21 protein-coding genes and 1 tRNA gene are annotated in these 24,660 nt (G+C 68.5%); 4 read left to right on the top strand and 18 right to left on the bottom strand.

Annotated elements, in window-relative coordinates:
• Positions 1–29: 29 nt before the first annotated feature.
• The 11 genes from ABD770_RS06910 to ABD770_RS06860 all read right to left on the bottom strand — a co-directional run bounded on the left by ABD770_RS06910 (position 30) and on the right by ABD770_RS06860 (position 13,548).
• The gene (locus ABD770_RS06910) at positions 30–899 is read right to left on the bottom strand and encodes a carbohydrate ABC transporter permease (protein ID WP_344818790.1); all 870 of its coding nucleotides are present in this window, start codon (positions 897–899) and stop codon (positions 30–32) included.
• A 1-nt stretch (position 900) separates the two neighbouring features.
• Positions 901–1,878, bottom strand: a complete 978-nt coding sequence (locus ABD770_RS06905) for a carbohydrate ABC transporter permease (protein WP_344818789.1) — start codon at positions 1,876–1,878, stop codon at positions 901–903.
• A gap of 97 nt (positions 1,879–1,975) precedes the next feature.
• Positions 1,976–3,145, bottom strand: a complete 1,170-nt coding sequence (locus ABD770_RS06900) for a mandelate racemase/muconate lactonizing enzyme family protein (protein ID WP_344818788.1) — start codon at positions 3,143–3,145, stop codon at positions 1,976–1,978.
• On the bottom strand, positions 3,142–4,185 hold the full coding sequence (locus tag ABD770_RS06895; protein WP_344818787.1) for a lactonase family protein: 1,044 nt from the start codon (positions 4,183–4,185) through the stop codon (positions 3,142–3,144). Before ABD770_RS06895 ends, ABD770_RS06900 begins: the two co-directional genes overlap by 4 nt.
• 125 nt (positions 4,186–4,310) lie before the next feature.
• A complete protein-coding gene (locus ABD770_RS06890) occupies positions 4,311–5,210 on the bottom strand; it encodes a LysR family transcriptional regulator (RefSeq protein WP_344818786.1) in 900 nt (299 codons plus the stop codon).
• A gap of 39 nt (positions 5,211–5,249) precedes the next feature.
• Positions 5,250–6,833 (bottom strand): aldehyde dehydrogenase (NADP(+)), encoded by a 1,584-nt coding sequence (locus ABD770_RS06885; protein WP_344818785.1) that lies wholly within the window; start codon positions 6,831–6,833, stop codon positions 5,250–5,252.
• A 22-nt stretch (positions 6,834–6,855) separates the two neighbouring features.
• Positions 6,856–7,794 (bottom strand): 5-dehydro-4-deoxyglucarate dehydratase, encoded by a 939-nt coding sequence (locus ABD770_RS06880; RefSeq protein WP_344818784.1) that lies wholly within the window; start codon positions 7,792–7,794, stop codon positions 6,856–6,858.
• Positions 7,795–7,971: 177 nt separating this feature from the next.
• Entirely contained in the window at positions 7,972–8,922 is a 951-nt protein-coding gene (gene speB / locus ABD770_RS06875; RefSeq protein WP_344818783.1) for an agmatinase, read from the bottom strand.
• 5 nt (positions 8,923–8,927) lie between these two features.
• Positions 8,928–10,538 (bottom strand): thiamine pyrophosphate-binding protein, encoded by a 1,611-nt coding sequence (locus tag ABD770_RS06870; protein WP_344818782.1) that lies wholly within the window; start codon positions 10,536–10,538, stop codon positions 8,928–8,930.
• Complete coding sequence (locus ABD770_RS06865) at positions 10,535–12,229, bottom strand: amidohydrolase (RefSeq protein ID WP_344818781.1); 1,695 nt, start codon at positions 12,227–12,229, stop codon at positions 10,535–10,537. The genes ABD770_RS06870 and ABD770_RS06865 overlap by 4 nt, the downstream gene beginning before the upstream one ends.
• Positions 12,226–13,548: an MFS transporter gene (locus ABD770_RS06860; RefSeq protein WP_344818780.1), complete on the bottom strand. Its 1,323-nt coding sequence runs from the start codon at positions 13,546–13,548 to the stop codon at positions 12,226–12,228. Before ABD770_RS06860 ends, ABD770_RS06865 begins: the two co-directional genes overlap by 4 nt.
• Positions 13,549–13,756: 208 nt before the next feature.
• On the opposite strand from ABD770_RS06860, the gene ABD770_RS06855 reads away from it, so the two are divergent.
• Both ABD770_RS06855 and ABD770_RS06850 read left to right on the top strand, forming a co-directional pair.
• Positions 13,757–14,644, top strand: a complete 888-nt coding sequence (locus ABD770_RS06855) for an Lrp/AsnC family transcriptional regulator (protein WP_344818779.1) — start codon at positions 13,757–13,759, stop codon at positions 14,642–14,644.
• Positions 14,645–14,729: 85 nt separating this feature from the next.
• Complete coding sequence (locus ABD770_RS06850) at positions 14,730–16,163, top strand: MFS transporter (RefSeq protein ID WP_344818778.1); 1,434 nt, start codon at positions 14,730–14,732, stop codon at positions 16,161–16,163.
• Here ABD770_RS06850 and ABD770_RS06845 read toward each other — a convergent pair whose 3' ends face one another.
• Entirely contained in the window at positions 16,164–16,682 is a 519-nt protein-coding gene (locus ABD770_RS06845) for a MarR family winged helix-turn-helix transcriptional regulator (RefSeq protein ID WP_344818777.1), read from the bottom strand.
• Between the two features lie 86 nt (positions 16,683–16,768).
• Between ABD770_RS06845 and ABD770_RS06840 the strand changes: the two genes are divergently transcribed.
• Positions 16,769–17,290 (top strand): MarR family winged helix-turn-helix transcriptional regulator, encoded by a 522-nt coding sequence (locus tag ABD770_RS06840; RefSeq protein ID WP_344818776.1) that lies wholly within the window; start codon positions 16,769–16,771, stop codon positions 17,288–17,290.
• A gap of 170 nt (positions 17,291–17,460) precedes the next feature.
• Here ABD770_RS06840 and dcd read toward each other — a convergent pair whose 3' ends face one another.
• The 3 genes from dcd to ABD770_RS06825 form a co-directional block, all read right to left on the bottom strand.
• On the bottom strand, positions 17,461–18,066 hold the full coding sequence (gene dcd, locus ABD770_RS06835) for a dCTP deaminase (protein WP_344818775.1): 606 nt from the start codon (positions 18,064–18,066) through the stop codon (positions 17,461–17,463).
• An 86-nt stretch (positions 18,067–18,152) separates the two neighbouring features.
• Positions 18,153–18,962, bottom strand: coding sequence for an ABC transporter permease (locus ABD770_RS06830; RefSeq protein ID WP_344818774.1), 810 nt, complete (start codon positions 18,960–18,962; stop codon positions 18,153–18,155).
• A complete protein-coding gene (locus ABD770_RS06825; protein ID WP_344818773.1) occupies positions 18,959–19,903 on the bottom strand; it encodes an ABC transporter ATP-binding protein in 945 nt (314 codons plus the stop codon). The genes ABD770_RS06830 and ABD770_RS06825 overlap by 4 nt, the downstream gene beginning before the upstream one ends.
• A 208-nt stretch (positions 19,904–20,111) precedes the next feature.
• Between ABD770_RS06825 and ABD770_RS06820 the strand changes: the two genes are divergently transcribed.
• A tRNA-Gly gene (locus ABD770_RS06820) sits at positions 20,112–20,185 on the top strand.
• Between the two features lie 147 nt (positions 20,186–20,332).
• On the opposite strand, the gene ABD770_RS06815 is transcribed toward ABD770_RS06820, so the two are convergent.
• From ABD770_RS06815 to ABD770_RS06805, 3 genes are all read right to left on the bottom strand, one after another.
• Entirely contained in the window at positions 20,333–22,876 is a 2,544-nt protein-coding gene (locus ABD770_RS06815; RefSeq protein WP_344818772.1) for a glycoside hydrolase family 2 protein, read from the bottom strand.
• Positions 22,873–23,631, bottom strand: coding sequence for a carbohydrate ABC transporter permease (locus ABD770_RS06810; protein ID WP_344818771.1), 759 nt, complete (start codon positions 23,629–23,631; stop codon positions 22,873–22,875). Before ABD770_RS06810 ends, ABD770_RS06815 begins: the two co-directional genes overlap by 4 nt.
• A 92-nt stretch (positions 23,632–23,723) precedes the next feature.
• The gene (locus tag ABD770_RS06805) at positions 23,724–24,644 is read right to left on the bottom strand and encodes a carbohydrate ABC transporter permease (RefSeq protein WP_344818770.1); all 921 of its coding nucleotides are present in this window, start codon (positions 24,642–24,644) and stop codon (positions 23,724–23,726) included.
• Positions 24,645–24,660: the final 16 nt, after the last annotated feature.

Below are 24,660 nucleotides of genomic sequence, written 5' to 3'. Positions count from 1 at the left end.
GGGATTCTCCTTCTTGTTTATGCGCAGCGTCAGCCCTTGACGGCGCCGGCACCGAGGCCCTGAACGAGGAACTTCTGGATGAACGCGAAGATGACGATGACGGGGAGGGCCGCGACCAGTCCTCCGGCCGCCAGAACGCCGAAGTCCACGCCGTACTCGCCCATCGTGTAGCTCAGTCCGACAGGCAGCGTGAAGCGCTGCTGCGTCGAGATGAACATGAGGCTGAAGAGGAAGTTGTTCCACGCCCCGATGAAGCTGAACGAACCGATCGCGATCGTGGCGGGCCCCAGCACCGGGAGTACGGCCAGGCGGAACGCGTGGAAGCGACTGCATCCGTCGATCATCGCGGCCTCCTCGAGCTCGAAGGGGATCTTCGAGATGAACGAGGTCATGAACATCACCGCGAGAGGGAGGTGGAAGACGGTGTCGGCGATCGCGAGGCTGAGCAGATTGTTGATCAGACCCATCGCGTTGAAGATCTGGAACAGCGGGATCAGCAGCATCGCCCCCGGCACGAACTGCGTGCACAGCAGCACCAGGTTCACGCCCTGCTTCCCCTTGAACCGGAACCTCGCCATCGCATACCCCGCCGGCAACGCCAGCAGGAGGGTGCCCGCGGTGACCAGTACACCGACGATGACGCTGTTCCAGAAGAAGTACTCATAGCCGACGTTCTTCCAGACGAAGACGAAGTTGTCGAACGTGAACGGAGTCGGCGCCCAGCTCGTGGATCCCTTCTCCCGGAACGCGAAGAGCACGATCCAGTAGAACGGCAGCAGCGTGAACAGGCAGTAGAGCACGAGCGGCAGGGTGATCCGCCCCTGGAAGCTCAGTGTGCGCTTGACGCGGATCGGCGCGGGCAGCCGCCGCGTCGGGATCATCAGACCGGCCGTTGCCATCTCAGTCCTCCTCCTTCGCGAACGCCGTCAGCTTGAGGTACACGATCGACACGATCAGTAGGATCACGAACGCCACCACGGTGAGGGCGGAGCCGTACCCGAAGTCGTGCGCCTGCGTGGCCTGCTTGGCCACGTACAGCGGCAGCGTCGTGGTCATGCCGGCGGGACCGCCGTTGGTCATGGTCAGCAGCAGGTCCACGTTGTTGAACTCCCAGACGCCGCGGAGCAGTGTCGTGAGGATGATCGCGGTCTTCAGATGGGGAAGCGTGACGTTCATGAACCGCTTGATGCGCCCGGCGCCGTCCATGGCCGCAGCCTCGTACAGGTCCTGCGGAGCGCTCTGCAACTCCGCAAGGAGCATGATCGCGAAGAACGGCACCCCGCGCCACAGCTCGGCGACGACGACGGCCCAGAACACCGTATCGGGATTGACCAGAACCGCCTGGGTGCCGTCGCCGATCCCCATCTCGGCCAGCAGACGGAAGATGCCCGTGCCGGGGTTGTAGACGAGGATCCAGATCGCCGTCGTGAGCACGCCGGAGATCGCCCACGGCGAGAAGACCACCGCACGCCAGAGGCCGCGCCCGCGGAAGGCCTCGTTGACGACCAGGGCGATGATGAGGCCGAGGATGAGCTGTCCGATGACTTCGACGACGACCCATTTGGCCGAGAAGACGAGCGAGGGCCAGAAGGTCGGGTCCTCGAAGAACATGTACCGGAAGTGCTCGAGGCCGATGAAGCCGTCGTTCCACGGCTGGGTGATGTTCTTCTCGAACACGCTGTTGTAAAAGACGTTCGCCACCGGGAACGCGATGAACACCGCGATGAGGATGAGCATCGGCGACAGCAGCAGCCACGGGCGAAGGGACCCGCGCAGCGGCCGCGTCCTGCTCCGGCGGCGGGGCTCGTCGCTCTCCTTGCCATAGACGGTCACCAGTTCCGTCGCGGAACGGGGGATCTCGTCGATCATTCTCGTCATTGAGTGCACCTTTGTCATCGGTCGCTCGTCGGGGTTCTCTCCCATCCCAGGCCGAGCGAACAATATTGTCAATACATTGTTTTGCATTGAGTAATGCTCAGCGAGCATTAATAGTATGCGCGCGCCCCGCCCATCGGTCGATGAACTCCGCATGGACGCCGATGCCGAGGCCCGGCTCCTCCCGCGGTGAGATCATGCCTGCTGACGGGAGCGGGCCGCCGGTCAACGGCCCCTGCACCGCCTCCAGAGGCTCCCCCGGCTCGGACTCGACGTACCACTCCACGCGCCGGACCAGCGGCAGGGCCGCAGCGACGTGTAGCCCCCAGGGCGTGCCGGAGAGATGAGGGGTGAGTTCGACGCCGGGGGGCAACTGTGCAGCCAGGCGCCGAATGGCGGTGATCCCCCCGCACCACGCGATGTCGGGCTGCAGCACGCGCGCTCCGGAGCGCGCGGTCAGGAGAAGTTCGGCGTGGGTGGTCGCGTGCTCCCCCGTGGCGAGCGCCACGTCGCCGAGCACCTCCGCGACGAGAGCGAGCCCGGACTGGTCATCGGGAGGAAGAGGTTCCTCGAGCCATTCGAACGCGGCCTCTCGCAGCGCGGCGGAGACGCTTCGGACGAACGGCACATCCAGTCCCATCCAGCCGTCGGCCATCAGTGTGTGGTCGGCCCCTGCACGCGCTCGCGCCCCGATGATCTGATCACTCGCGCGGGCGCGACCGTTCTCGTGCCACGGCCCGTACTGAAGACCGACCTTGGACGCAGTGAAACCGAGATCTCGGTGATGCTCGATGTCATTCCCCGTCGCATAGACGGGCATCGGTGACGGATCGCCTCCCAGCATCCGGTAGACCGGCTCGGAGCGCAGTCTGCCGAGAAGGTCCCAGAGCGCGATGTCGATCGCCGAGCGCGCCATGGCCGCGATGCCCGCGCTGCCGTAGGGATGTGTCGCGAGCCGCAGCTGTTCGGCGAGCAGTTCGATGTCCGCCACCGCCTCAAGGCGTCTGCCGAGCGTGAGGGGAAGCAGGTGCTCCGTCAGCAGCGCAGCGACGGCTCCTCCGCCCTGCGTCACGGCCAGGCCGACGGGCGCCCCACTGCCCAGACCATCCACACCCAGCTCGACGAGAACGGAGTCCATGCCGCCGTACCAGCCGGCCCTCCTGCCCCGATACTCGGCGAATCGATCCATCGGTGCCGTGATCTCGCTGCGCGCGAGGCGACTGGACGCGCGGATGACCCTGACTCGGGCGACCTCGACCCTCGCAGTCACAGCTGCACCTGAACCACGCACGCGGGGGCGGCGTGGACGAGACGGACATCGCTCCCCTGCAGACGGGCCGCGGCCTCCGCGCGGAACAGGTCGACGTGGTCGTCGCCCTGGGCGGCGACCGCGAGGAGACCGGCGTCGGCGAGCAGGCCCGCGAATCGCGGAGTCCTCCCCCGCAGGGGAATCCACCCGATGGACGTCGGCCGCTCCGGCGCACGGATGTCGAAGACGGCGACGGAGTCATGTCCACGATTCGTGACGTATACGCGCTCGCGCACGGCATCCACCACGATCGCCGCAGCCGCCGAGTCCCCGAACCAGTCCGCGGGAAGCGTCGTGCGCACATCGACGGGGACGAGTGCGCGCCCCTCTCGACGGAAGGTGATCAGCGTGGAGTCGAGCTCGCCGACGAGGTAGGCCACCGGCGCGGCCGGATGCAGTGCGAGGTGGCGCGGACCCGCACCGGGCCGCACTTCTGCCGCAGGAGCGGCCGCGCCGTCGGGACCGAGATGCCAGACGACATCCTGTGCGCGGTCGGGCACGAAGTACTCGCCCGCGCCGATCGGCACCGCCTGATGCGGTTCCGCGTCGCTCTGCAGGCTGTTGCGGCGGGTCGCCGACGCCAGCGCGCGATTCATGTCGCGGGTCCACTCCACTCCGGCGAATCCCCCGTCGTCCCTCAGCCGGACCTTGACGATCACACCCTCGCTGAAGCACGACGCGATCACATGCGATCCCTGAGGATCGACGGCGACGTGCGCCGGGTTGAGCGCGTCGATGTCGATCTGATCGACCAGGGAGATCCGCCCGTCCGCATCGACCCCGACCAGGCTCAGTGACCGGCGCGCGCTCTGACTCACGTAGAACAGGTCCGGCGCGGATCCCGGCGAGATCCAGGTGGGGTTGTCGATCACCAGCCGGCCCTCCGCCACGGCCTCGCCATCGGCACCGACACGATGCACGGCGAGCCCGAGCGGAATGTCAGCGCGAGCACCGTCGGTGAATCCACCGACGAGCACGCGGACTTCGCGATGCATCGACATCGCCGCCTTCTCCCTCCTCGTCACGCGGACGCCGCCCGCTCGATCCCACGATAGAGCGACTGTAATGCCGATACAATTCACTTAGGTCATTAATCAATACCTTTTGCGCATCGGAATCAGGGACTTCAGAACGCGTCGAGGACGCCGTCGAGAACCTCCAGCGCACGTCGCAGCGCAGGATTGCGCGATTCCTTCGACCACACCGCGGAGAGCGACACCTGCGCCTCCGCCGCCATCCTCGCCGGCACCGCCAGCTCGAGGAAGCGGATGCCCTCCGGGCGCATCACGTATGTGGACTGCGGCACGAGCGCGATGCCCAGACCACGTCGGACCAGGGAGAGCATGCTCAGGATCTGGGTGACCCTGTAGGCGACGTGAACCGGGCGCTCCCCCATGAGCCATTCGATCTTGCGGTGGAAGTAGCCGGAGTCGCGCTGGGTGTATCCGATCATGGGATACTCGGCGATCTGGTCCACCGTGCACGGCTTCCCGCGCTTGGCGAGGGGATGATCGACCGGCACCACGACGACGAGATCCTCACGGAGCAGCTCACGCACGCCGTACTCGTCCGCAGGGGCCGATCGGAGCAGACCGAGGTCGATGCGCCCGCGATCGATCTCGGCGAGTTGAGCGGATGTCACTCCCTCCCGCAGGTCGATGTCGACGTCGGGCAGCGCGCCGTGGATGCGCTCCAGCACAGGTCCGAGGACGGACAGCGCGGACGTCGCCGTGAAGCCGATGGTCAGCGTCCCGCGCTCACCGTGCGCGACGCTGCGCACGGCGGCGCGCGAGAGATCGCTGAGCGTCAGGATATGACGTGCCCGCTCCAGCAGCTCCGCGCCGGCCGCGGTCAGAGCCACCTGACGGTTCGTGCGTGCGAACAGCTCCACGCCGAGGTCCGCCTCGAGCTTCTGGATCTGCCGGCTCAGCGGTGGCTGCGTCATCTGCAGGGACTCTGCCGCACGACCGAAATGCAGGTACTCGGCGACCGCGACGAAACCGCGCAGCTGCTCCAGGGTGTACATCCCTCGACTGTAGCGCGGCGGTACCGTCGGGGCGGTTCGTCAGACCTGCTCCATCACCCCGTCCACGAGCCGCGGCACATTCCACGGATTGCCCTGCCGCAGCGGTTCGGGCAGGAGCGCGTCGGGGATGTTCTGGTACGCGATGGGGCGAAGGAACCGCTCGATCGCGAGGGAGCCGACGCTCGTCGCGCGCGAGTCCGAAGTCGCCGGGAACGGCCCGCCGTGGACGACGGCGTGGCCGACCTCGACTCCCGTCGGCCAGCCGTTCGCGAGGATGCGTCCCGCCTTGCGCTCCAGAACCGGCAGCAGCGCGGCCGCGGCTTCCACATCGGAATCCGTCAGGTGGATGGTCGCGGTCAGCTGCCCCTCCAGCCGTGCTGCAGCAGCGGGGAGATCGGCGGCGTCGACGTAGCGCACGATCAACGAGGCCGCACCGAAGATCTCGGCCTGGAGCACCTCGTCCTCGAGGAAGCTGTCCAGCCCGGTGACGTGCACGACGGGGCCCGGCGCATGCGGCCCGACCCCGTCCGCCCCTCGAGCCATGACGTCCGCGTGCCCGGCGCGAGTTCGCACACCCGAGCGCCACGCATCGGCGATCGACGGCGAGAGCATCGTCTGCCCGACCGCGCCGTCGACCGCGCGCTGCACGGCGGCGACGAACGCATCGCCTCTCTCTCCGGCAGGGACGAAGACGCTGCCCGGCTTCGTGCACAGCTGCCCGCTGGAGCCCAGCATGCTTCCCACGAACCCCGTGACCAGCGCATCGAGATCGCCGTCCAGAGACCCCGGGAGCAGGAACACCGGATTCACGGAGCTCATCTCGGCGTACACCGGGATCGGCACCGGACGCGACTGCGCCGCCTGCACGAGCGAGAGCCCCCCGGAGCGCGACCCGGTGAACCCCACGGCCTGGATGGCCGGGTCCGTCACGAGAGCCCGGCCCACGGTGCGCCCGGGCCCGAAGACGTGCGAGAAGACTCCGGGGTGCAGGTCGTGCGCGGCGATCGCACGAGCGATCGCCGCGGCGACGAGCTCGCTCGTCCCCGGGTGCGAACTGTGCGCCTTGAAGACGACAGGACATCCCGCAGCCAGGGCGGACGCCGTGTCCCCACCCGCCGTCGAGAACGCCAGCGGGAAGTTCGATGCACCGAAGACCGCCACGGGACCGACGGCCGCTTTGCGCTGCCGGATGTCCGCGCGCGGTGCCGGCACGCGGTCGGGGATCGCGGGGTCGACGCGCACCCCGCGGAACAGCCCTGCTCGCACGACGCCGGCGAACATGCGCAGCTGCCCGGTCGTGCGGCCGAGCTCGCCCGTCAGACGCGTGTTCGGGAGTCCCGTCTCCTGCTCCGCACGGGCGACGATCGCGCCACCTGCGGCCTCCATCTCGTCGGCGATCGTCTCGAGGAAGGCCGCGTGCCGCTCCGGAGACAGCCTCGAGAAGGAGTCGAAGGCCGTTTCGGCCGCCGCGGTCGCCTCACGCAGCTGGTCGACATCGATCTGCGAGTACGCCGGCTCCAGCTCCTCGCCCGTGGCCGGCGAGATCGCGCGCGACGGAGCCCCCGTTCCGACGACGGTGCGCCCCGCGATGGACGAGTGACCCGTGAGGGTGTCGATCGTCATCCTTGAGTGTCCTTTCGGTGGGTCAGCGTACGGCGAAGGAGGCAGCCACGCCCGCGCGTTCGATGAGCGCGGAGAGATCGGCGAGATCCTTCTCGTCGAGGTCGCGCAGGGGCGGGCGCACGCCACCGACAGGGCGACCGATCGCCCTGAGTCCGGCCTTGACGATGGAGACGCCGTATCCTTTCCCGCGATCCCGGATCTCGAGGTAGGGAAGGACGAAGCGCGACAGCTTCTCCGTGACCGCAGCGCGGTCCTGCGCCCGGACATCGCGGTAGAAGGAGAGCGCGAACTCCGGTACGAAGTTGAACATCGCCGAGGAGTATGTGCTCATACCCATCTGCAGCAGGGGCAGCGCGAAGGTCTCGGCCGTGGGCAGTCCGCCCAGGTAGAAGAGTCGTTCTCCGTTCCGGGCGTACACCTTCGCGAGATGCTCGATGTCTCCTGTCGCGTCCTTGAAGCCGATGAAGTTCTCATGGGTGTCGGCGAGGCGGGCGACGGTCTCCGCGGAGTACTTCGCGTTGGCGCGGTTGTACACGATGATCGGCAATCGTGTCGCATCGGCGATGGTGGAGACGTGAGCGAACAGGCCGTCCTGCTCGCACTCGGTCAGATACGGCGGCAGGACGAGCACGCCTTCCGCTCCCGCGGCCTCCGCCGCCTGCGCATTGGCCACGGCGTTCGCCGTCCATCCTCCCGCGGAGCCGAGCACGGGGACCTCCGGCCGCGAGGACTCGACGGCCGCGCGCACGACCCTGGCGTTCTCCTCCGGGGTCAGGCTGAAGCCCTCACCGGTCCCTCCGGCAGCGAACAGGCCGCCGACCCCGTAGCTCGCCTGCCAGGACACGTGCTCACGATAGGTCGCCTCGTCGAACGACAGATCGGGGGCGAACGCCGTCGCGGGGAACGACAGCAGTCCATCCTTGAGGTGCTCGGCAAGCTCTGCCGGAGTGAATCGGGTCACGGAGTGCTCCTGTACATCGTCGCCGGACGAACCGGCGCTGGTATCGACACTGCAACGCTAAGCCGCAAATGATGCTCTTACAAACTAACTAATAGATGAGTTGATGCAACTCAAGCATCATTCGACGATTCAGCGAGAACATTCGACACTCGATGTCACTCGCCACCCACCCCGAACTCACTCGCGGGCGACCTGCGCCGCCAGCAGCGTCACCAGCTCGTACACGACGTGGCTCGCGGCCACCCCGGTGACCTGCGCGTGATCGTACGCGGGGGCCACCTCCACGACATCCGCTCCCACGATGCGGTGTCCGCCCAGCGCCCGCAGCATCCGCAGCAGCTCACGGCTGGTCATCCCACCCGCCTCGGGGGTGCCGGTGCCGGGTGCATGCGCCGGGTCGAGCACGTCGATGTCGATCGAGATGTACAGCGGGCGGTCGTCGATGCGGTTCCGCACGCGTTCGATGGCGGCGGCCACCCCGTGCTCCTCGATGTACTCGCTCGTCACGATGGAGAAGCCGAGTCGGGTGTCGTCCTCCAGGTCCTGCTTCGAGTAGAGCGGGCCGCGCGTGCCGACATGACAACTCGCCTCGAGGTCGATGAGCCCCTCCTCGCTGGCCCGGCGGAAGGGTGTGCCGTGCGTGATCGGCGCCCCGAAGTAGGTGTCCCAGGTGTCCAGGTGCGCATCGAAGTGCAGCACGGCGACGGGACCGTGCTTCGCGGCGACGGCGCGCAGCAGCGGCAGTGCGATCGTGTGGTCCCCGCCGATCGTCACGATCCGCTGCACCTTCTCGCCGAGCGCGGTGGCGGCCCTCTCGATGTCGGTCACGGCCTCGCCGAGGTCGAAGGGGTTGGCGACGATGTCGCCGGCATCCACCACCTGGGCGATCGCGAACGGCGACACGTCCTGCGCGGGGTTGTACGGTCGCAGCAGTCGGGACGCCTCCCGCACGTGCGAGGGGCCGAACCGGGCGCCGGGACGGAAGCTGACGCCGGAGTCGAAGGGCACGCCGACCACGGCGATGTCGGCGCGCGGCACGTCCTCGATGCGCGGCAGCCGCGCGAAGGTCGCGATCCCGGCATAGCGCGGGACGGCGGACGAGTCGATGGGACCCACGTTCTCAGTCATCTCTGTCACCTCTCCTGTGCGTGCGCGGTCTGTCGCACGTGAACGAACTGCACACCGCCGGATGCGACGGCGGATCGGAGCGCGTCGGCGACGTCGCCGACGGCATCCACGCTGCGGGCTCCGGCGCCCAACGCCGCGGCGAGCGCGACCCAGTCGGGCTGCACGAGATCGACCCCGATGGGGGCGATCCCGCGGTCGAGCTCGTTCTGTCTGATCTCGGCGTACCCGCCGTTGTCGACGCACACCACGGTCAGGTCCAGCCGCTGCTCGACGGCGGTGAGCAGCTCGTTCATGCAGAACATCAGGGCGCCGTCGCCGGTGACGGTCACGACGGGCCGCTCGGTCTGCGCGACGGCGGCGCCGATGCCGGCGGGCAGCCCGTAGCCGAGTGTGGCGTAGGTCGGCGTGTACAGCAGCGAATGCGGGCGCCCCTGGCGCAACACGTTGGCCAGCGCGAGGTAGATGATCTGCGAGGAGTCCCCGGCGACGATCGCGTCGTCGGGGAGGCCCTCCGCGATGCGCTCGGCGAGGGTGGCGAGGTGCGGGGCGATGCCGGAGATCTCGTCCGCGATCGCGGCGCGCACCGGTGCGAGGTCGGGCGCGGGCGCCGAGCCTGCGGACAGGGCGTCCCGGATGCCGGCGAGCACCGCGGTCGCGTCGCCGGTGATCCCCACGGTCGCGTCGAGGTTCTTGTGCAACTGTGCGGCGGAGACGTCGACCCGGATCACGGCGCCGCGAGCCTCCAGCCGCGGAGCCCACAGCTCGGCCTCGCCGAGCTTGGAGCCGACCACGAGCAGCACGTCGGCGCTCTCGGCGACGGTGCGGGCCGCCGCGAGGCGCAGGTTCGCACCGAGGGAGAGCGGATGCCGTTCGCTGAGCGTCCCCTTGCCGTTGAGCGTGGTCAGCACCGGCGCCCCGAGACGCTCGGCCACCTCGGCGAGCTCCGTCGCGGCGCGGGTGGCTCCGCCGCCGGCGACGATGACGGGATTGCGAGCGGCGGCGAGCAGCCGCGCGGCCTCGGCGACGGCCGTGGCCTCACCCGCGGCGGGGGCAGGTGCGGGACGAGCACGCCGGGCTTCGGCGGGCACGGCGGCGGGAGACTCAAGTATGTCGAGGGGGATCTCGATGTGCACCGGACGAGGGCGGCCGGTGCGGAACAGCTCGAAGGCGTCGTGCACGGCCTCCACGGCCTCCGCCGCGGATGACACGCGCCGCGACCACTGGGCGATCGCCCCGGCCATCGCGGTGGAGTCCTTCGTCTCGTGCAGGGTGCCCACGTCCTGGAACTCGGCGCCCAGCGGCACGCCCGGGGAGAGCACGATGAGCGGGCGGGACTCGCAGAAGGCCGTGCCGATGGCGCTCATCGCGTTCTGCAGCCCGGGTCCGGAGGTGGTGATCACGACGCCGGGCAGGCCGGTCTGCTGCGCCCATCCGTCGGCGCCGTATCCCGCGCCCTGCTCGTGCCTGTTCGTGACGGCGCGGATGCCGAGCTCCGACAGCGGTCGATACAGCTCGAGGTTGTGAGTGCCGGGGATGCCGAACACGGTCGTCACACCGTAGCCGCGAATGGTCTCCAGCACGGCCCGTCCAGCGGTGTCGGCGTACTCGTCGCTCATGATGCCCTCCTCTGCTCGCGCGCGCCGCGCGCGTACCTGCGCTCCCCGTCGATCCACGTCTCCCGCACGACGATCGCGGAGATCTCCTCGGCGGCCACGGTCAGCGGGTCGTCCGACAGCACGGCGAAGTCGGCGTACTTGCCGACCTCCAGCGAGCCGAGGTCGTCCTCACGGCCGAGCGAGACGGCGCCCTCGTAGGTGTGCGCGCGCAGCGCGGCATCCGCGGGGATGCGCAGGCCGTCCGGGCCGAGCCGGTGCCCGCGCCGGGTGACCCGGGTCACCGCGGTCCGGATGGCCTCGAGCGGGATCGGCTCGGCGACCGGTGCGTCGGACGACAGCGTGATGGGGACGCCCGCCGTCTGGAACTCGCCGAGCGGGTTGAAGCGCTCGCCGGGCGTGCCGATGGCCTGCTCGACGCCCTCGCCCCAGTTGAAGTAGTGCTGAGTCTGGTTCACCGGGCGGATGCCGGCGGCGGCCATCCGCGTGATCTGCTCGGGCGTGGGCAGGCCGCAGTGCTCGATGCGATGCCGGGCGTCGGCGTCGGGGCGCTCGGCCTGCGCGGCCTCGATCGCCGACACCACCATCTCGATCGCCGTCGGCGACTGCGCGTGCGTGGCGGTCTGCAGTCCCGCGGCGTGCGCGCGACGGATGAGCTCGGCGTACTCGGCGGGCTCATGGTAAAGCTGGCCGGTGCGGCACGGGTCCCCCACGTATCCGTCCGGGAAGTAGGCCGTCCAGCCGCCGAGGGTCCCGTCGGCGTACAGCTTGATGCCCGCGAAGCTGAGGTGCGCGTTGCCGAACTGCCCGACCAGCCCCATCTCGAGGGCCTCGTCGAGCAGGTGGGACAGCAGGTACATCGACACGCGCACGTCGAGACGGCCCGCTTCGGCCAGGCGCAGGTACATGTCGAACTCGCGGCGCGACACCTGCGCGTCGCCGATGGTCGTCACCCCTCCGGCGAGGAACCGCTCGGTGGCGGCGTCCAGCTGACGCAGGTGCTCCTCCGGTTCATCGCCGAGGTGGAAGTTCGGGCCGTGGTGGCCGATCTTCACGCCGTGCACGCCCGTGAGGATGTTGCACGCCGCATCCGACAGCTCGCCGGTGAGTTCGCCGTCGGCGTCGCGGAAGAACTCGCCGCCGGGCGGGTCGGGCGTGGTGCGGTCCACGCCGTTGACCTCGAGCGTGTACGAGTTGACGACCCCGCCGTGGCCGGAGGCGTTCATCAGGTACACCTCGCGGTCCGTGGCGACCTCGTCGAGCTCGAACCGGGTGGGGTGCCGCCGTTCGGCGAGGTTGCGGTGCTCATAGCCGTACCCGCGCACCGGACGGTCAGCGGGCAGGGCCGCCGCGGCCTGCTTCAGCAGCACGATGATCTCCGGGATGCTCTGCGCCTTCTCCGGGCCGCAGTCGACCCACGTCATCATCTGCCCGTACATGAGCGGATGCGCGTGCGGGTCGACGAACCCCGGCACGACGACCGCGTCGCCGAGGTCGACGCGCTCTGCGTGCAGCCCTGCCGCCTGAGCGACCTCCTCGCAGTGGGCGGGAGTGCCCAGGGCGAGGATCCTGCCGTGGTCGGTGAGCATGGCCGTCGCGGTGCTGCCGGCGGCGTCCACCGTGCGGATGAGACGTGCGGTGAGGACGCGGGGCGCGGCCTGCACGGACCCGTCGAAGGCGGAGAGCTTCCTCATGGCAGCGGGGTGGCCGTCGTGTCGGTGCGTGCCGCGAACGATGCCGTCACGGGCGCCTCATCGGAGTGCTGCGGGGCCAGCCGTGTGCAGATGGCGGCGAGGATGGCCATGCCGGTGAACATCGCGATCACCGACCACACGCTTCCCGTCCAGGCCACCAGCTGCGTGGCGAACCACGGGGAGAGGCCCGCCCAGATCGCCGCGCCGACGCCGTAGGACAGGGCGATGGAGGTGTATCGCGCCTGCGGGCGGAACATCTGCGCGAGGATCGCCGCGATCGGCGCGTAGGTCGCGCTCATGGTGACGCGCACGAGGGAGGCGAGGAGGAAGATCAGCGGTTCGACCTTGCTCGGCATCACCAGCAGGAACGGCGCGAACACCAGCACCGATGTGACCAGCCCGATGTACATGATGTTCTTGCGGCCCCACTTGTCGCCCAGCCATGCCACCGGCAGGGTCACGAGGAATTCGACGAGGGAGGCGATCGTCATGGCATCCAGGATCAACTGCTCGTCCAGCCCGACCGGTGCGCCGACCGCGTAGGCGGTCGCATAGGTGGTGGCCAGGTAGTAGCCGCCGGTGGAGATGGGCAGCAGCCCGATGCCCAGCAGGATCGGCCACCAGTTGGCGCGCAGGGCGAAGGCGAGGGGCATCGACTGCTTGCGGCCCTCCACCTTGCCCTCGAAGACCGGAGTCTCCTCGACGCGGTACCGCACCCACAGCCCGACGGCGATCAGCACGATGGAGAGGATGAACGGGATGCGCCATCCGCCGTTCTTGATGAAGTCGTCACCGCCGCGCGACATGGCGGCGAAGATGCCGGATGCCAGCAGCGCGCCGGCCGGGTTGCCCAGCTGTGTGAACCCGCCGTAGAAGGTCTTCTTGCCCGCCGGGGCGTGCTCGACGCTCATCAGCACGGCGCCGCCCCATTCGCCTCCGACGGCGAGCCCCTGCAGCGCCCGCAGCGCGATGAGCAGGATCGGGGCGAGGAACCCGATGTCGGCGTAGGTGGGCAGACAGCCCACGAGCACCGTCGCGACACCCATCATGAGCAGGGTGATCACCAACGACACCCGCCGGCCGAGCTTGTCGCCGATGTGGCCGAAGATGATGCCGCCCAGCGGTCGCACGAGGAACGCCACGGCGAAGGTGGCGAACGCGGCGGCGGTCTCGGCCAGTGGATCATCGCTGGGGAAGAACAACGGCCCGAAGACGAGGGCGGCGGCGGTGGCGTAGACGTAGAAGTCGTACCACTCGATCATGGTGCCGACGAAGGCGGCGATGCCGGCGCGGCGCGCTCGGCTCTGGATGGTGGTCATGTCCGCTCCTTTGCGGCGGGGAAGGTGTGCAGCCAGGATGCTACTCGCTCCTCCATGCGCACATCACCGGCTCTGAAGGCTCCAAACCGCTGTTCTGATGTGATAATGCGACAGAAAGGCATTGGAACATCAGTTGTCGGAGGGAATCTCATGAGATCCTGCACGCACACGACACCGAATCGGGAAAGTCCGCGGTGAAGGAGAACACATGGATTTCGACGCAGAACTGATCCGTGCGCTCCAGGAGGACGGCCGCGCCAGCATCCGCTCCCTCGCGGTCCGCGTCGGCCGGCCGCGCGCCGTCGTCGCCCGGCGTCTGCGGGAGATGCTGAGCGAGCGGACCGTCCGGGTCGTCGCCGCCGTCGACCCGGCGCTGCTGGGCCAGCATGTGCTCGCCCACGTCTCACTGCGCATCGACGGGGCGGTCGATCGGGTCGCCGCCCGCCTGGGTGCGATGCCGGAGACCGTACTCGTCTCGGCGGTGGGCGGTCGGTACGACATGGTGATCGAGGTGCGGGTGGGGACCGTCGCGGAGCTGCATGATCTGCTCGGTCGCATCCGGACCCTCCCCGAGATCCGCGACATCAACACCCTCATCTACACGTCCGTGCTGAAGGGCTTCTTCGTCTCCGCATACCGCGGGCAGCTGCGCCCCGACGAGATCGACACGGCGATCATCGAGCTGCTCCAGCAGGACGGACGGATGACGCTCCGGGCCCTCGGGGAGTCCGTGCGCCTGTCGGCCAGCGCCGTGTCCACCCGCCTTCAGAAGCTGCTCGATGCCGGGGTGATCACCATCAGCACCGTCGAGGCCAGGGGTCTCGAGCATCGGCAGCTCTCGATGGGCGTCGGGATGACTCTCAGCGGTGACGACGACGCGGTCCTCGACGCGCTGCGCGCGCACCGCGGCATCGACTTCGCCGCGCGCACGCTGGGCCGCTTCGACGCGATCGCCACCCTCGTGGAGCCCTCCACCGGCACCCTCCACGACACGCTCGAGCACATCCGCCGCCTGCCCGGCGTCACCGCGACGGAGAGCTGGCTGCACCTGGCCGTGCTGAAGGAGGACTACGCGCGCACACTGCAGCGGACATGACGGCCGCAGCAGCGACGGCATCCGCACAATCCCGCCCGCGGCGCGCCATCACCACCCGTTCACCTGTCCCCGCCAGACTGCGAGCATGAGCGATGAGCAGTCGGCATCCGTGCCCGACACACCGATCACCACGGCCGCACTGACCGCCTTCGGCCACGGCGGCGGCGATGGGCCGGAGCCGCCCCGGAAGCGGGTGATCTCGTGGGCGATGTGGGACTGGGCGCTGCAGCCCTTCAACACCGTCATCCTCACCTTCGTGTGGATCGCGCTGTACCTCACCTCGCGGATGTTCCTCGATCCCCAGGTGCGCGAGTCGGGTCTGCTCGCCGACGGGTCGTACATGAACTGCAACAGCGACGAGTTCATGGCATCGGACTACTGCCAGGGGCTCACCGACCTGTCGGAGTGGTGGGGCTGGGCGAACTTCGCCGCGGGCATCCTCATCCTCATCCTGGCGCCGGTGCTCGGCCAGCAGGCTGACGCCCGCGGCAGCAAGAAGAAGTGGGTCGTCGGGTCGACCATCGCCGTCGCGCTGTTCCAGTTCGCGCTGTTCTTCGTCGACGCCGACCCGAAGCACTTCTGGTTCGGCGCCTTCGCCGTCGCCATCGGCTCGGTCGTCAACGAGATCGGCAACGTCAGCTACTACGCGATGCTCTCCGAGGTGTCGACGCCGAAGAACGTCGGACGCGTGTCGGGGCTCGGCTGGGGCATGGGCTACCTCGGCGGCGTCGTGGCGCTCATCGCCTGCATCCCTGTGCTGTTCCTGGTCGGCCAGGATGAGCCGCTCTCGTTCAAGCTCGTCGCCGTCATCTGCGGCGTGTGGACGATCGTCTTCGCCATCCCGATGTTCCGCAACGTGCCGGAGTCGCCGGCCTACGACACCTCGCAGCGGGTGGGCTTCCTCCGGTCCTACGTCGTGCTGGCGAAGAACATCGCGGCGCTGTTCCGCACCAACCGCCCGACGTTCTGGTTCATGCTCGCCGCCGCCGTCTACCGTGACGGCCTGGCGGGCGTCTTCGCGTTCGGCGCGGTGCTGGCCGCGCAGGGCTTCGGCTTCTCGTTCATCGAGGTGATCGTCTTCGGGCTCGCCGCCAACCTCGTCGCGGGGGTCTCGACACTGCTCGCCGGGCGCCTGGACGATGCGATCGGTCCCCGCCGACTCATCGTGGTCGCGCTCGTCGGCCTGGTCGTGATGGCCTTCGCCGTCTTCCTCCTGAAGGACCTCGGCACGATCGTGTTCTGGATCTGCGGTCTGCTGCTGTGCGCGTTCGTGGGGCCGACGCAGGCCGCCAGCCGCAGTCTGCTCACACGCCTGACCCCGCCGAGCCAGCAGGGCGAGATCTTCGGCCTGTACGCGACGACGGGGCGGGTCGCCTCGTTCCTCTCACCGCTGGCATGGTCGCTGTTCCTCGCCTGGTTCGGCGGGATCATCTACGGCGTGCTGGGCATCGGCCTGGTGCTGGCGATCGGCCTGGTCCTGCTGCTGCTCGTCCGCTTCCCGAAGGACGTCGGGGTCTGATCACGCCTCCCAGTTGTCGGCGAGCTTGGTGAGCAGCCGCGCGAGCTCGGCGCTCTCCTCGTCGGTGAAGGCCTCCAGGGCGCGCCCCAGCGCCTCTCGACGCCGACCGCGCACGCCGCGCAGCAGGCGTGACCCGTCATCCGTCAGCGCGATGCGCGTGCGCCGCGCGTCGTCCGGGTCGGCCTCGCGGCGCACCCACCCGCGATCGACGCCCTGCTGCACGAGTCGGGAGGCGCGCGGCTGGTCGACGCCGATCGCCTCGGCCAGCCCGCTGACGCTGAGCGGAACGGATGCCGAGGCCAGAGCCTCCACCATGCGGATCACCGCGGGAGCGCCGTGCCGCATCCCGCCGTCGGCACCCCAGGCTCGTCGCCCGTCGCCCGGACGACTGCCGTGTCGGCTGCCCTCGTGAGGGCCGTGCTCGTGAGGGCCGTGCTCGTGCGCGCGACGCCGACTCCCCCGCAGTCGTGAGAGCGCGGACGCGATGACATCGACGGGGTCGGCGGAGTCGGCGGTCATGCACACGACTTTACATGTGATTTGACATGCACTTCATTTCCATGTCATACTGCATGTATATGCACAATGACATGTAAGGAACATCCATGAACACCACGGACATGAACACCCACCCCTTCGGCTACTGGATCACAGCGGCGGACCGCCTGATGCGCGCCGAGTTCGCCACGGTCTTCGCCGACGAGGGCATCACCCGTCGCGACTGGCGGATGCTGAACCGCATCGGCGGCCTCGCCTCGCGGCCCGGATCCACCGACCGGCCCCTCAAGCCGCGCCGACTGCACCGGCTCTTCGAGCACGGCTGGATCGCACGCACGAAGGAGGGCTGGACCCTCACCGAAGCCGGCGAGCTCGCCGTGCAGCGTCTGCGCACGGCCGTCGACGAGATCCGCTCCCGCGTCTCCGACGCCCTCACTCCCGAGGAGTACGAGGCCATGACCGCCTCGCTCGAGAAGGTCGCCCGCGAGTTCGGGTGGACCGAGGGACGCAGGCTCCCCCGCCCCGGTGGCGGCCGCCCGCACACCGCCCACCGGCGCGGCGCCCACCAGCACGGCGCCGGACGTCGTCACGGCCACGCCACCCACATCCACATCCACACGCACGCCTGACCCCGCGCCCGCGCCGCGCCCCACACCCCGCCGAGCCACCATCGAATCCCCGAGCCACCATGCGGATGTCCTCATCTTGCGTGGTGGCTCGGCGCTCGCATGGTGGCTCGGCATCGTTCATGCGGAACCCGGACGGCGGGGCGCCTGCGCGGCGGGCGGGGTCGGCCCTGTCAGCCCCCGATCGCGCCCGCAGCGCTGCCACCGACATCCGTGCGGTGGAAGTTGAGATAGGAGCGGGATGCGGTCGGGCCGCGCTGGCCCTGATAGCGGTTGCCGTAGGGGCCGGTGCCGTAGGCGTTCTCGGTCGGCGAGGTCAGTCGGAAGAAGCAGAATTGGCCGATCTTCATGCCCGGCCACAGCTTGATCGGCAGGGTCGCGACGTTGGCGAGCTCGAGGGTGACGTGCCCGGTGAAGCCCGGATCGACGAACCCGGCCGTCGAGTGGGTGATCAGCCCCAGCCGCCCCAACGACGACTTCCCCTCCAGGCGCGCGGCGATATCGTCGGGAAGCGCCACCTGCTCGAAGGTGGATCCCAGCACGAACTCCCCCGGGTGGAGGATGAACGGCTCGTCGGGCGCCACCTCGATGAGCCGGGTCAGCTCGGGCTGTTCGACGGACGGGTCGATGAACGGGTACTTGTGGTTGTCGAACAGCCGGAAGTACCGGTCCAGCCGCACGTCCACGCTGGACGGCTGCACCATCTCGCCGTCGAACGGGGACAGGCCGATGCGGCCCGATGCGATTTCTGCCTTAATGTCGCGGTCGCTGAGAAGCACGTCTTCAGCGTAACGGTGCTTCCGCCCCTCCACAGCGCCGCGCCCGGGTCCCGGAAACGGCCGATCCGCGCATGCGACGGGAACCGTCACACGTCCCGCCCGCGCACCACGGCCCAGCCGCCCAGCAGCGCGGCGGCGGGCCAAGCGGCGAGCGTCGCCCATGCCGCGGGCACGCTGAGCGCGGAGCCCTCGGACGGCAGGATCGCGGAAGGGGCGGCGGATGCGGGCAGGTAGTCGGCGAGGCGCGCCACCCACTCGACGTCGTACAGCAGCGCCCCCAGGATGGTCATCACGATCGGCAGGACGAACAGGATGCCGACGGTGATCGCGATCGCTCCGGCGCCTGAACGCAGCAGGAACCCCAGCCCCACCCCGAGCAGCGCGAACAGCGCCATGGCGGCGGACGCCGCCGCGATCGGCAGGATGACGGCATCGGGGTTCGCCCAGGCCAGCGCCATGTCCTTCGAAGCGGCGATGGGGCTGATGACCGCCGCCGCCGCGACGAAGATGACCAGCGACACGACGAACATGAAGGCGGCGAGAACGACGGCCTTCGCGGCGACAACGGCCCCGCGCACCGGGTTGGCCGTGAAGGTGGAGCGCACCATGCCCGTGGAGTACTCCCCGGTCACGGCGATCACGCCGAGGATGCCGGCAAGCATCATCGTGAACTGCACGGGCGAGACGACGAGCATGATCGGGTCCCCCGCCGACATCGTGATCGCCGTGGCTCCGATCCAGGCGATGCCGACGGTGATCACGCCGACGATGCCCACCGACCACCAGGTGCTGCGGACGGTCATCAGCTTGATGAGCTCGCTGCGCAGCTGGCGGAGGAACGTCCGCCGGTACGCGGGAGCGGTGTTGTACGCGGCACGGGTCTGAACGGCGGTCATGCGCGTGCTCCTTCCAGAGTGCGCCCCTCCTGGGGCACGGCACGGGTGCGGTATTCGACGGCCTCCCCGGTGAGGGCGAGGTAGGCGTCCTCGAGCGAGCCGCTGGTGGGAGTCAGCTCATGGACGGGGATGCCGCGTTCGGCGGCGATGTCGCCGATGCGCGATGCCGGCAGGCCCGTCACGTCGAGGGTGAAGGGGTCGGAGGCGACGATCTCGACGTCGCGCCCGGCCACGGCATCCGCGAGTTCGGCGGCGCGCGGACTGCGCACGTGCACCCGCGAGGTGGTCCAGGCCCGGACGAGGTCCGGCAGGGCCGCGTCGGCGAGCACTCTGCCCCGACCGAGCACGATCACGTGATCGGCGGTCTGCGCCATCTCGCTCATCAGGTGACTGGAGAGCAGGACGGTGCGTCCCTCGGCGGCGGCGTGCCGGACGAACTGGCGCACCCAGCGCACGCCCTCGGGGTCGAGACCGTTGACGGGCTCGTCGAGGATGAGTGTGTGCGGGTCGCCGAGCAGCGCGGCGGCGATGCCGAGACGCTGCCCCATGCCGAGCGAGAAGCCACCGGCGCGCTTGCGCGCGACCGAGCCGATGCCGGTGATGTCGATGACCTCGTCGACGCGGGAGTCGGGGATGCCGTGCGTGGCGGCCATGGCGCGCAGGTGGTTGCGCGCGGAGCGGCCGGTGTGCACGGCCTTGGCGTCCAGGAGCACGCCCACCTGGCTCAGCGGGGCGCCCAGTCTGCCGTAGCTCGTGCCGTCGACCGTGACCCGTCCCGCGGTGGGACGGTCCAGGCCGACGATCAGGCGCATCGTGGTCGATTTGCCAGCCCCGTTCGGTCCGAGGAAGCCGGTCACGCTTCCCGGACGCACGGTGAACGACACGTCGTCGACGGCGACCTTGTCTCCGTACCTCTTGGTCAGGCCCTCTGCGGTGATCATGCCTTCGACGCTACGGGGGCGGATGCCGTGCGCGCGTCATCCTCAAGGATGAGACGACGGCGAGGAAGTGGTCCCCGGGGACGATATCCGTGCCGCATCCCGCGTTCGGCATCCGCTCCGCCGCCTCTTCGGCGTTTGGCCGTCCATCATCCAACCTGTAGAGTGGCATGGTCGATCCAGCCGCGGAATCACGCGGAAGGTTCGGTGCGGGGCTGTAGTTCAATGGTAGAACTTCTGCTTCCCAAGCAGACAGCGCGGGTTCGATTCCCGTCAGCCCCTCCATGTCGAATCTCCGGTCATCCTGAACGATCGGGCCTCGTCCCGGTGCCTCGCGAGTTCCACGCGGCGCTCTCCCCACCCAGGTGGGCCACCGTCCAGGACCCGCGAACCCGGCGAACCCAGCGCTACGACCCGCTCTGGCCGCGCCGGCTACCGCCCGGACGACTCGCCCCGACCACGCTTCGGGGAGCCGCCGGTTCCGCCTATCACGAGGTCGTTCGCCGTCCGAAGGACGTCGGATCCTGAGAACGCCGCCGGATCCGCGCCCTGAGCACCGAAGACGGTGAAGCGTGCGGTCTCCCCCGGAAGCAGAGTCAGCAGGGCCGCGTCCGTGCGCGCATCAGGATCGATGCGATCCACGAGAAGCGTGACCTCACGAGCGAGTCTGCGTGCCGTGACGTCGATGACCCAGCCGTCCTGGGTCGGATGCGCGACGGTTCTCAGCTCCGGATCGACGAGGTCGCTGTCGCGGTACTCCGCGAAGAACCAGTGGGCGCGCCTCCCCGCGTACGTGACCGTGAGCAACTCCCCCGCCGCCGAGAACGGGGTCGTCAGCTCGGACCCCAGACGCACGTGCTCCGACGACCGCGCGGCGACTTCGACGTCCAGAACGGTCCGAGCGAGAAGATGGCCGTCATAGCGATGTCGTTCGACTCTGAGTCGGCCCGTCCACGGGGCCCCGGTATCGTTGACCATCGCGACGGACAGGACATCGTCCCCGTCGGGCTGAACCGTGAGGAGCCTGTCCTGGTGCGCCGCACGGAGTGCATGCAGAAGCGGCTTCTCACGCCCGTAGCCGTCTATCGCGGACCACGACGTCACCGGCCAGGAGTCGTTGAGCTGCCACACGATCGCGCCCGTGCAGTGCGGAGTCAACGATCGGAACCATTCGATTGCCGTGCGCACGGCGATCGCCTGATTCAGGGACATCGCCCAGTGCCAGTCCTCCATGCGGTTCGGAAGCGGGAAGTGAGCGATCAATCCGTCGGTCAGCTTGTCGTTGCCCTTGATCGCTTTCTGGTGCACGAGCATGCCCGGTGACTCAGGGGTCAGCGGGGCATCGTGGAGGCTCTCGGTGAGCGTCGCCCAGGTCGGAGGGCCCTGCCAGCCGAACTCGGCGACGAACCGCGGGCGGTGGTCACGATAGTGCGGCCAGTCCTTCTCGTTCCACAGATCCCAGATATGGACCGTGCCCTGAGCCTCATCGTTCTGGGGAGCACCGGGGTCGGGGCTGAACGGGCTGGCCGGCGTGTAGCAGACCTGCGGAGCCAACTCGGCGACGGTGCGCGGGAGCAGGTCGTAGTAATACCCTGCTCCCCATGTCCGGCCGTCGAGTCGCTTCTCCCACCCCCAGTCCTGTCGGCCCCACGCATTCTCGTTGTTTCCGTTGAGGACGACGAGAGACGGATGCGCACCGAGCCGCACGACGTTGTCACGAGCCTCCGCCTCGACCTCCGACCAGAGGGGTTCCTCCTCGGCGTACGCGGCGCATGCGAAGAGGAAGTCCTGCCATACGAGAATCCCGCGTTCATCGCATTCCGCGTAGAAGTCATCGGATTCGAAGATGCCACCACCCCACACTCGGAGAAGATTGACGCCGGCGAACTGCGCCTGATCCATGCGCCGGGCATAGCGCGCTCGATCGACGCGATGAGGAAAGGAATCATCGGGAATCCAGTTCGCACCCCGGACCAGGACGCTCTCGCCGTTGACCTCGAGCCGGAATCCCGTACCCGCCGCATCGGTTTCGGTGACGACGGAGACCGAGCGGAACCCGATCCGGCGGTGAGCGCCGTCGATCACGACGCCGCCGGCACGAACCGTGATCTCAAGGTCGTGCAGGACCGGATCGCCATGGCCGATGGGATACCACAGGGCGGCATCGGGGATCCGAATCACCGCGCGGATGCTCGTCGCACCGGCGGGCAGGGTGATCTGCTCCAGAGCATCGCCCAGGCGCAGCTCGATCTCCAGGCTCCGCCCGCCGGCTGCATCCAGGAGCAGTTCGACATCGGCAGTGGGGACTCCGTCGACGACGTCGGCGGATATCCGCGTCTCACGAAGCCGTCCGATGCTCCATGTCTCGAGCCTGACGGGACGCCAGATGCCGGCCGTGGCCGTGTCGATGCCCCAGTCCCAGCCGAAGCTGCACGCCATCTTCCGCAACGCGTTGTACGGATGGTGGTTGGCGTGCGGGCGATAGCCGAGCTGGAGGCTGGCTGCATCGGCGGCGCGGATCGCCGAGCTGAATCGCACCGTCAGTTCATTGTCTCCGTGATGCAGCCTGCCGGTGATATCGACCCGGTAGGTGCGATGCATGTTTCGCGTCGTCGCCAGAGTCTCGCCGTTCAGCCGAATCTCGCTCACGGTGTCGAGCCCCTCGAAGACGAGCTCCTGGAAGTCTGATCCGTCCGGCGTCCACGGGATGATGACGCGGTACGACCAATCCGACAACCCGATCCATCCCTGGGTCAGCTCATTCCGATCCAGATACGGATCCGGAATCAGACCCGCGCCCATCAGGTCGGTGTGAACACTTCCCGGAACCGCGGCGGGAATCGGTCCGAAGGCGAGAACAGGGTCGGGGACGTCGCCCGCGAGCGGCACGAGCGTCCATCCGTCGGAGAGGATGACGCGCGACACCGGTACCGGGCGCTGATCCTCTTCGCCGTGCTGGGTGTCATCGGAGGTCACTTGAGCGCACCCCCGATCAGACCCGCGACGTAGTAGCGCTGAAGCAACAGGTAGACGATCACGCAGGGGACCACCGTGACGGTGACTCCCGTCTGCATGAGCCCGAAGTTGACGCCGAACTGACTGTCCGTCGAGAGGATCCCGATGCTCACCGGCAACGTGTACAGGTGCTGATCCGTGATCAGGATGAGTGCGGCGAAGAAGTCGTTCCAGGCTGCGAAGAAAGTCAGCAGCGCTGTCGACACGACACCGGGAAGGGCGACGGGGAGCATCACCCGCCACATGGCGCTGAGCGCGGACGCGCCGTCCAGCTGCGCCGCCTCCTCCAGCGAGGAGGGCACAGCGGCGAACGAGTTGCGCATCAGGAAGATGCCGAGCGGGAGATTGAAGGTGGCCAACACGAGCGCGACCCCGATCAGGTTGTTCTGGAGTCCGATGTCACGCAGCACGATGTAGAGCGGTGTGATGATCGCCTGGAACGGCACCATGAATGTGACGAGGATCACGAAGAAGGCGGCGCGGCTTCCGGGGAAGGGCAGCTTCGAGAAGGCGTAGCCGGCGAGCACGCTCACGGCGACCGTGACGACGGTCGCCGTGACCGAGACGATCAGCGAATTCCCGGTGCTCTCGAGCACGGAGATGCCTCGACTGGAGTCCGTGATCTTCGCGAGATTCTGGGGGGTGACCTGCGAGAGCATGACACCGATCGGGTACAGGAAGAGCACGGCGAGGCACAGGGAGATCGCCCACCACACGGCCCGAGGCAGTATCGGTGTCCGCCTCCGCGGTGCGCGTGCGGACGGGTGGAGCGAAGCAGGTGCGGTCAGTCGCGGCATTGTGCTGGTCATCAGTTGTCCGAGTTCCGAAGCAGGAGCATCTGCCCGGCGCTGACGAGGCCGAGCACGAGCATGAGGAGGATGGAGAGCGCCGACGCGTAGCCGACACGGAACTGCACGAAGCCGGCGCGATAGATCTCATAGACCGCCGTGAGCGTTGATCCGGACGGCCCGCCGACGGTCATGATGTAGAACTGGTCGAACGCCAGCAGGGAGCCCGCCACGGAGAAGACCAGCACGAGGGCGAGCGTCGGGCGCAGCAGCGGCACGGTGATGTGCCAGAAGCTCTGCCATTGGCCGGCCCCGTCGATCTTGGCCGCTTCATCGACCTCCTCCGGGATCGCCTGCATTCCCGACAGCACGAGGAGCATCTGAAGCCCGACGACCTTCCAGGTGACCATCCCGACGACGATGAGGAAGGCGGAGCCGAACTCCGCGAAGAAGTTCCTGGTCGGATCCAGGATGCCGAACTTGCCGAGCAGCGTCGTCGTCGGCCCGATATCGGACTGCCACATGAACTGCCAGATGTAGCTTCCCGAGGCGAGTCCGATGACGACGGGCAGGAAGTAGACCGTCTGGAACGCACGAGCAGCTCGAGTTCCACGGCGCACCAGAAAGGCCAGCCCGAATGCCAGGATCAGCAGGATCGGAGTGATCACCACGGTGTAGAGCAGAGTGAAACCGACCGCGTGCAGGAACTGCTCATCCTGGAAGGCCTGCACGTAGTTGTCGAAGCCGGTGAAGTGCGAGCTTCCCAGCAGAGGCCAGTCGCTGAGGGACATCCAGATGGTGCGGAGCAGCGGCCAGATGAAGAAGAGGACGAGAAGCGCGAAGGCGGGAAGACTGAAGGCGAGTCCGAGCATCCTCCTCCGGCGACCGATCCTGTTCCTGCCGGGCCGAGTCGGCGGTGCTGCCTGCTGAAGTGCGGTCATTGCGAGCTCCAGGTAG

Source organism: Microbacterium soli (genome assembly GCF_039539005.1).
In the GTDB taxonomy this organism is placed as follows: domain Bacteria; phylum Actinomycetota; class Actinomycetes; order Actinomycetales; family Microbacteriaceae; genus Microbacterium; species Microbacterium soli.
The sequence above is the reverse complement of the archived record's forward strand: the minus strand, read 5'-3'. Positions and strand labels throughout refer to the sequence as shown.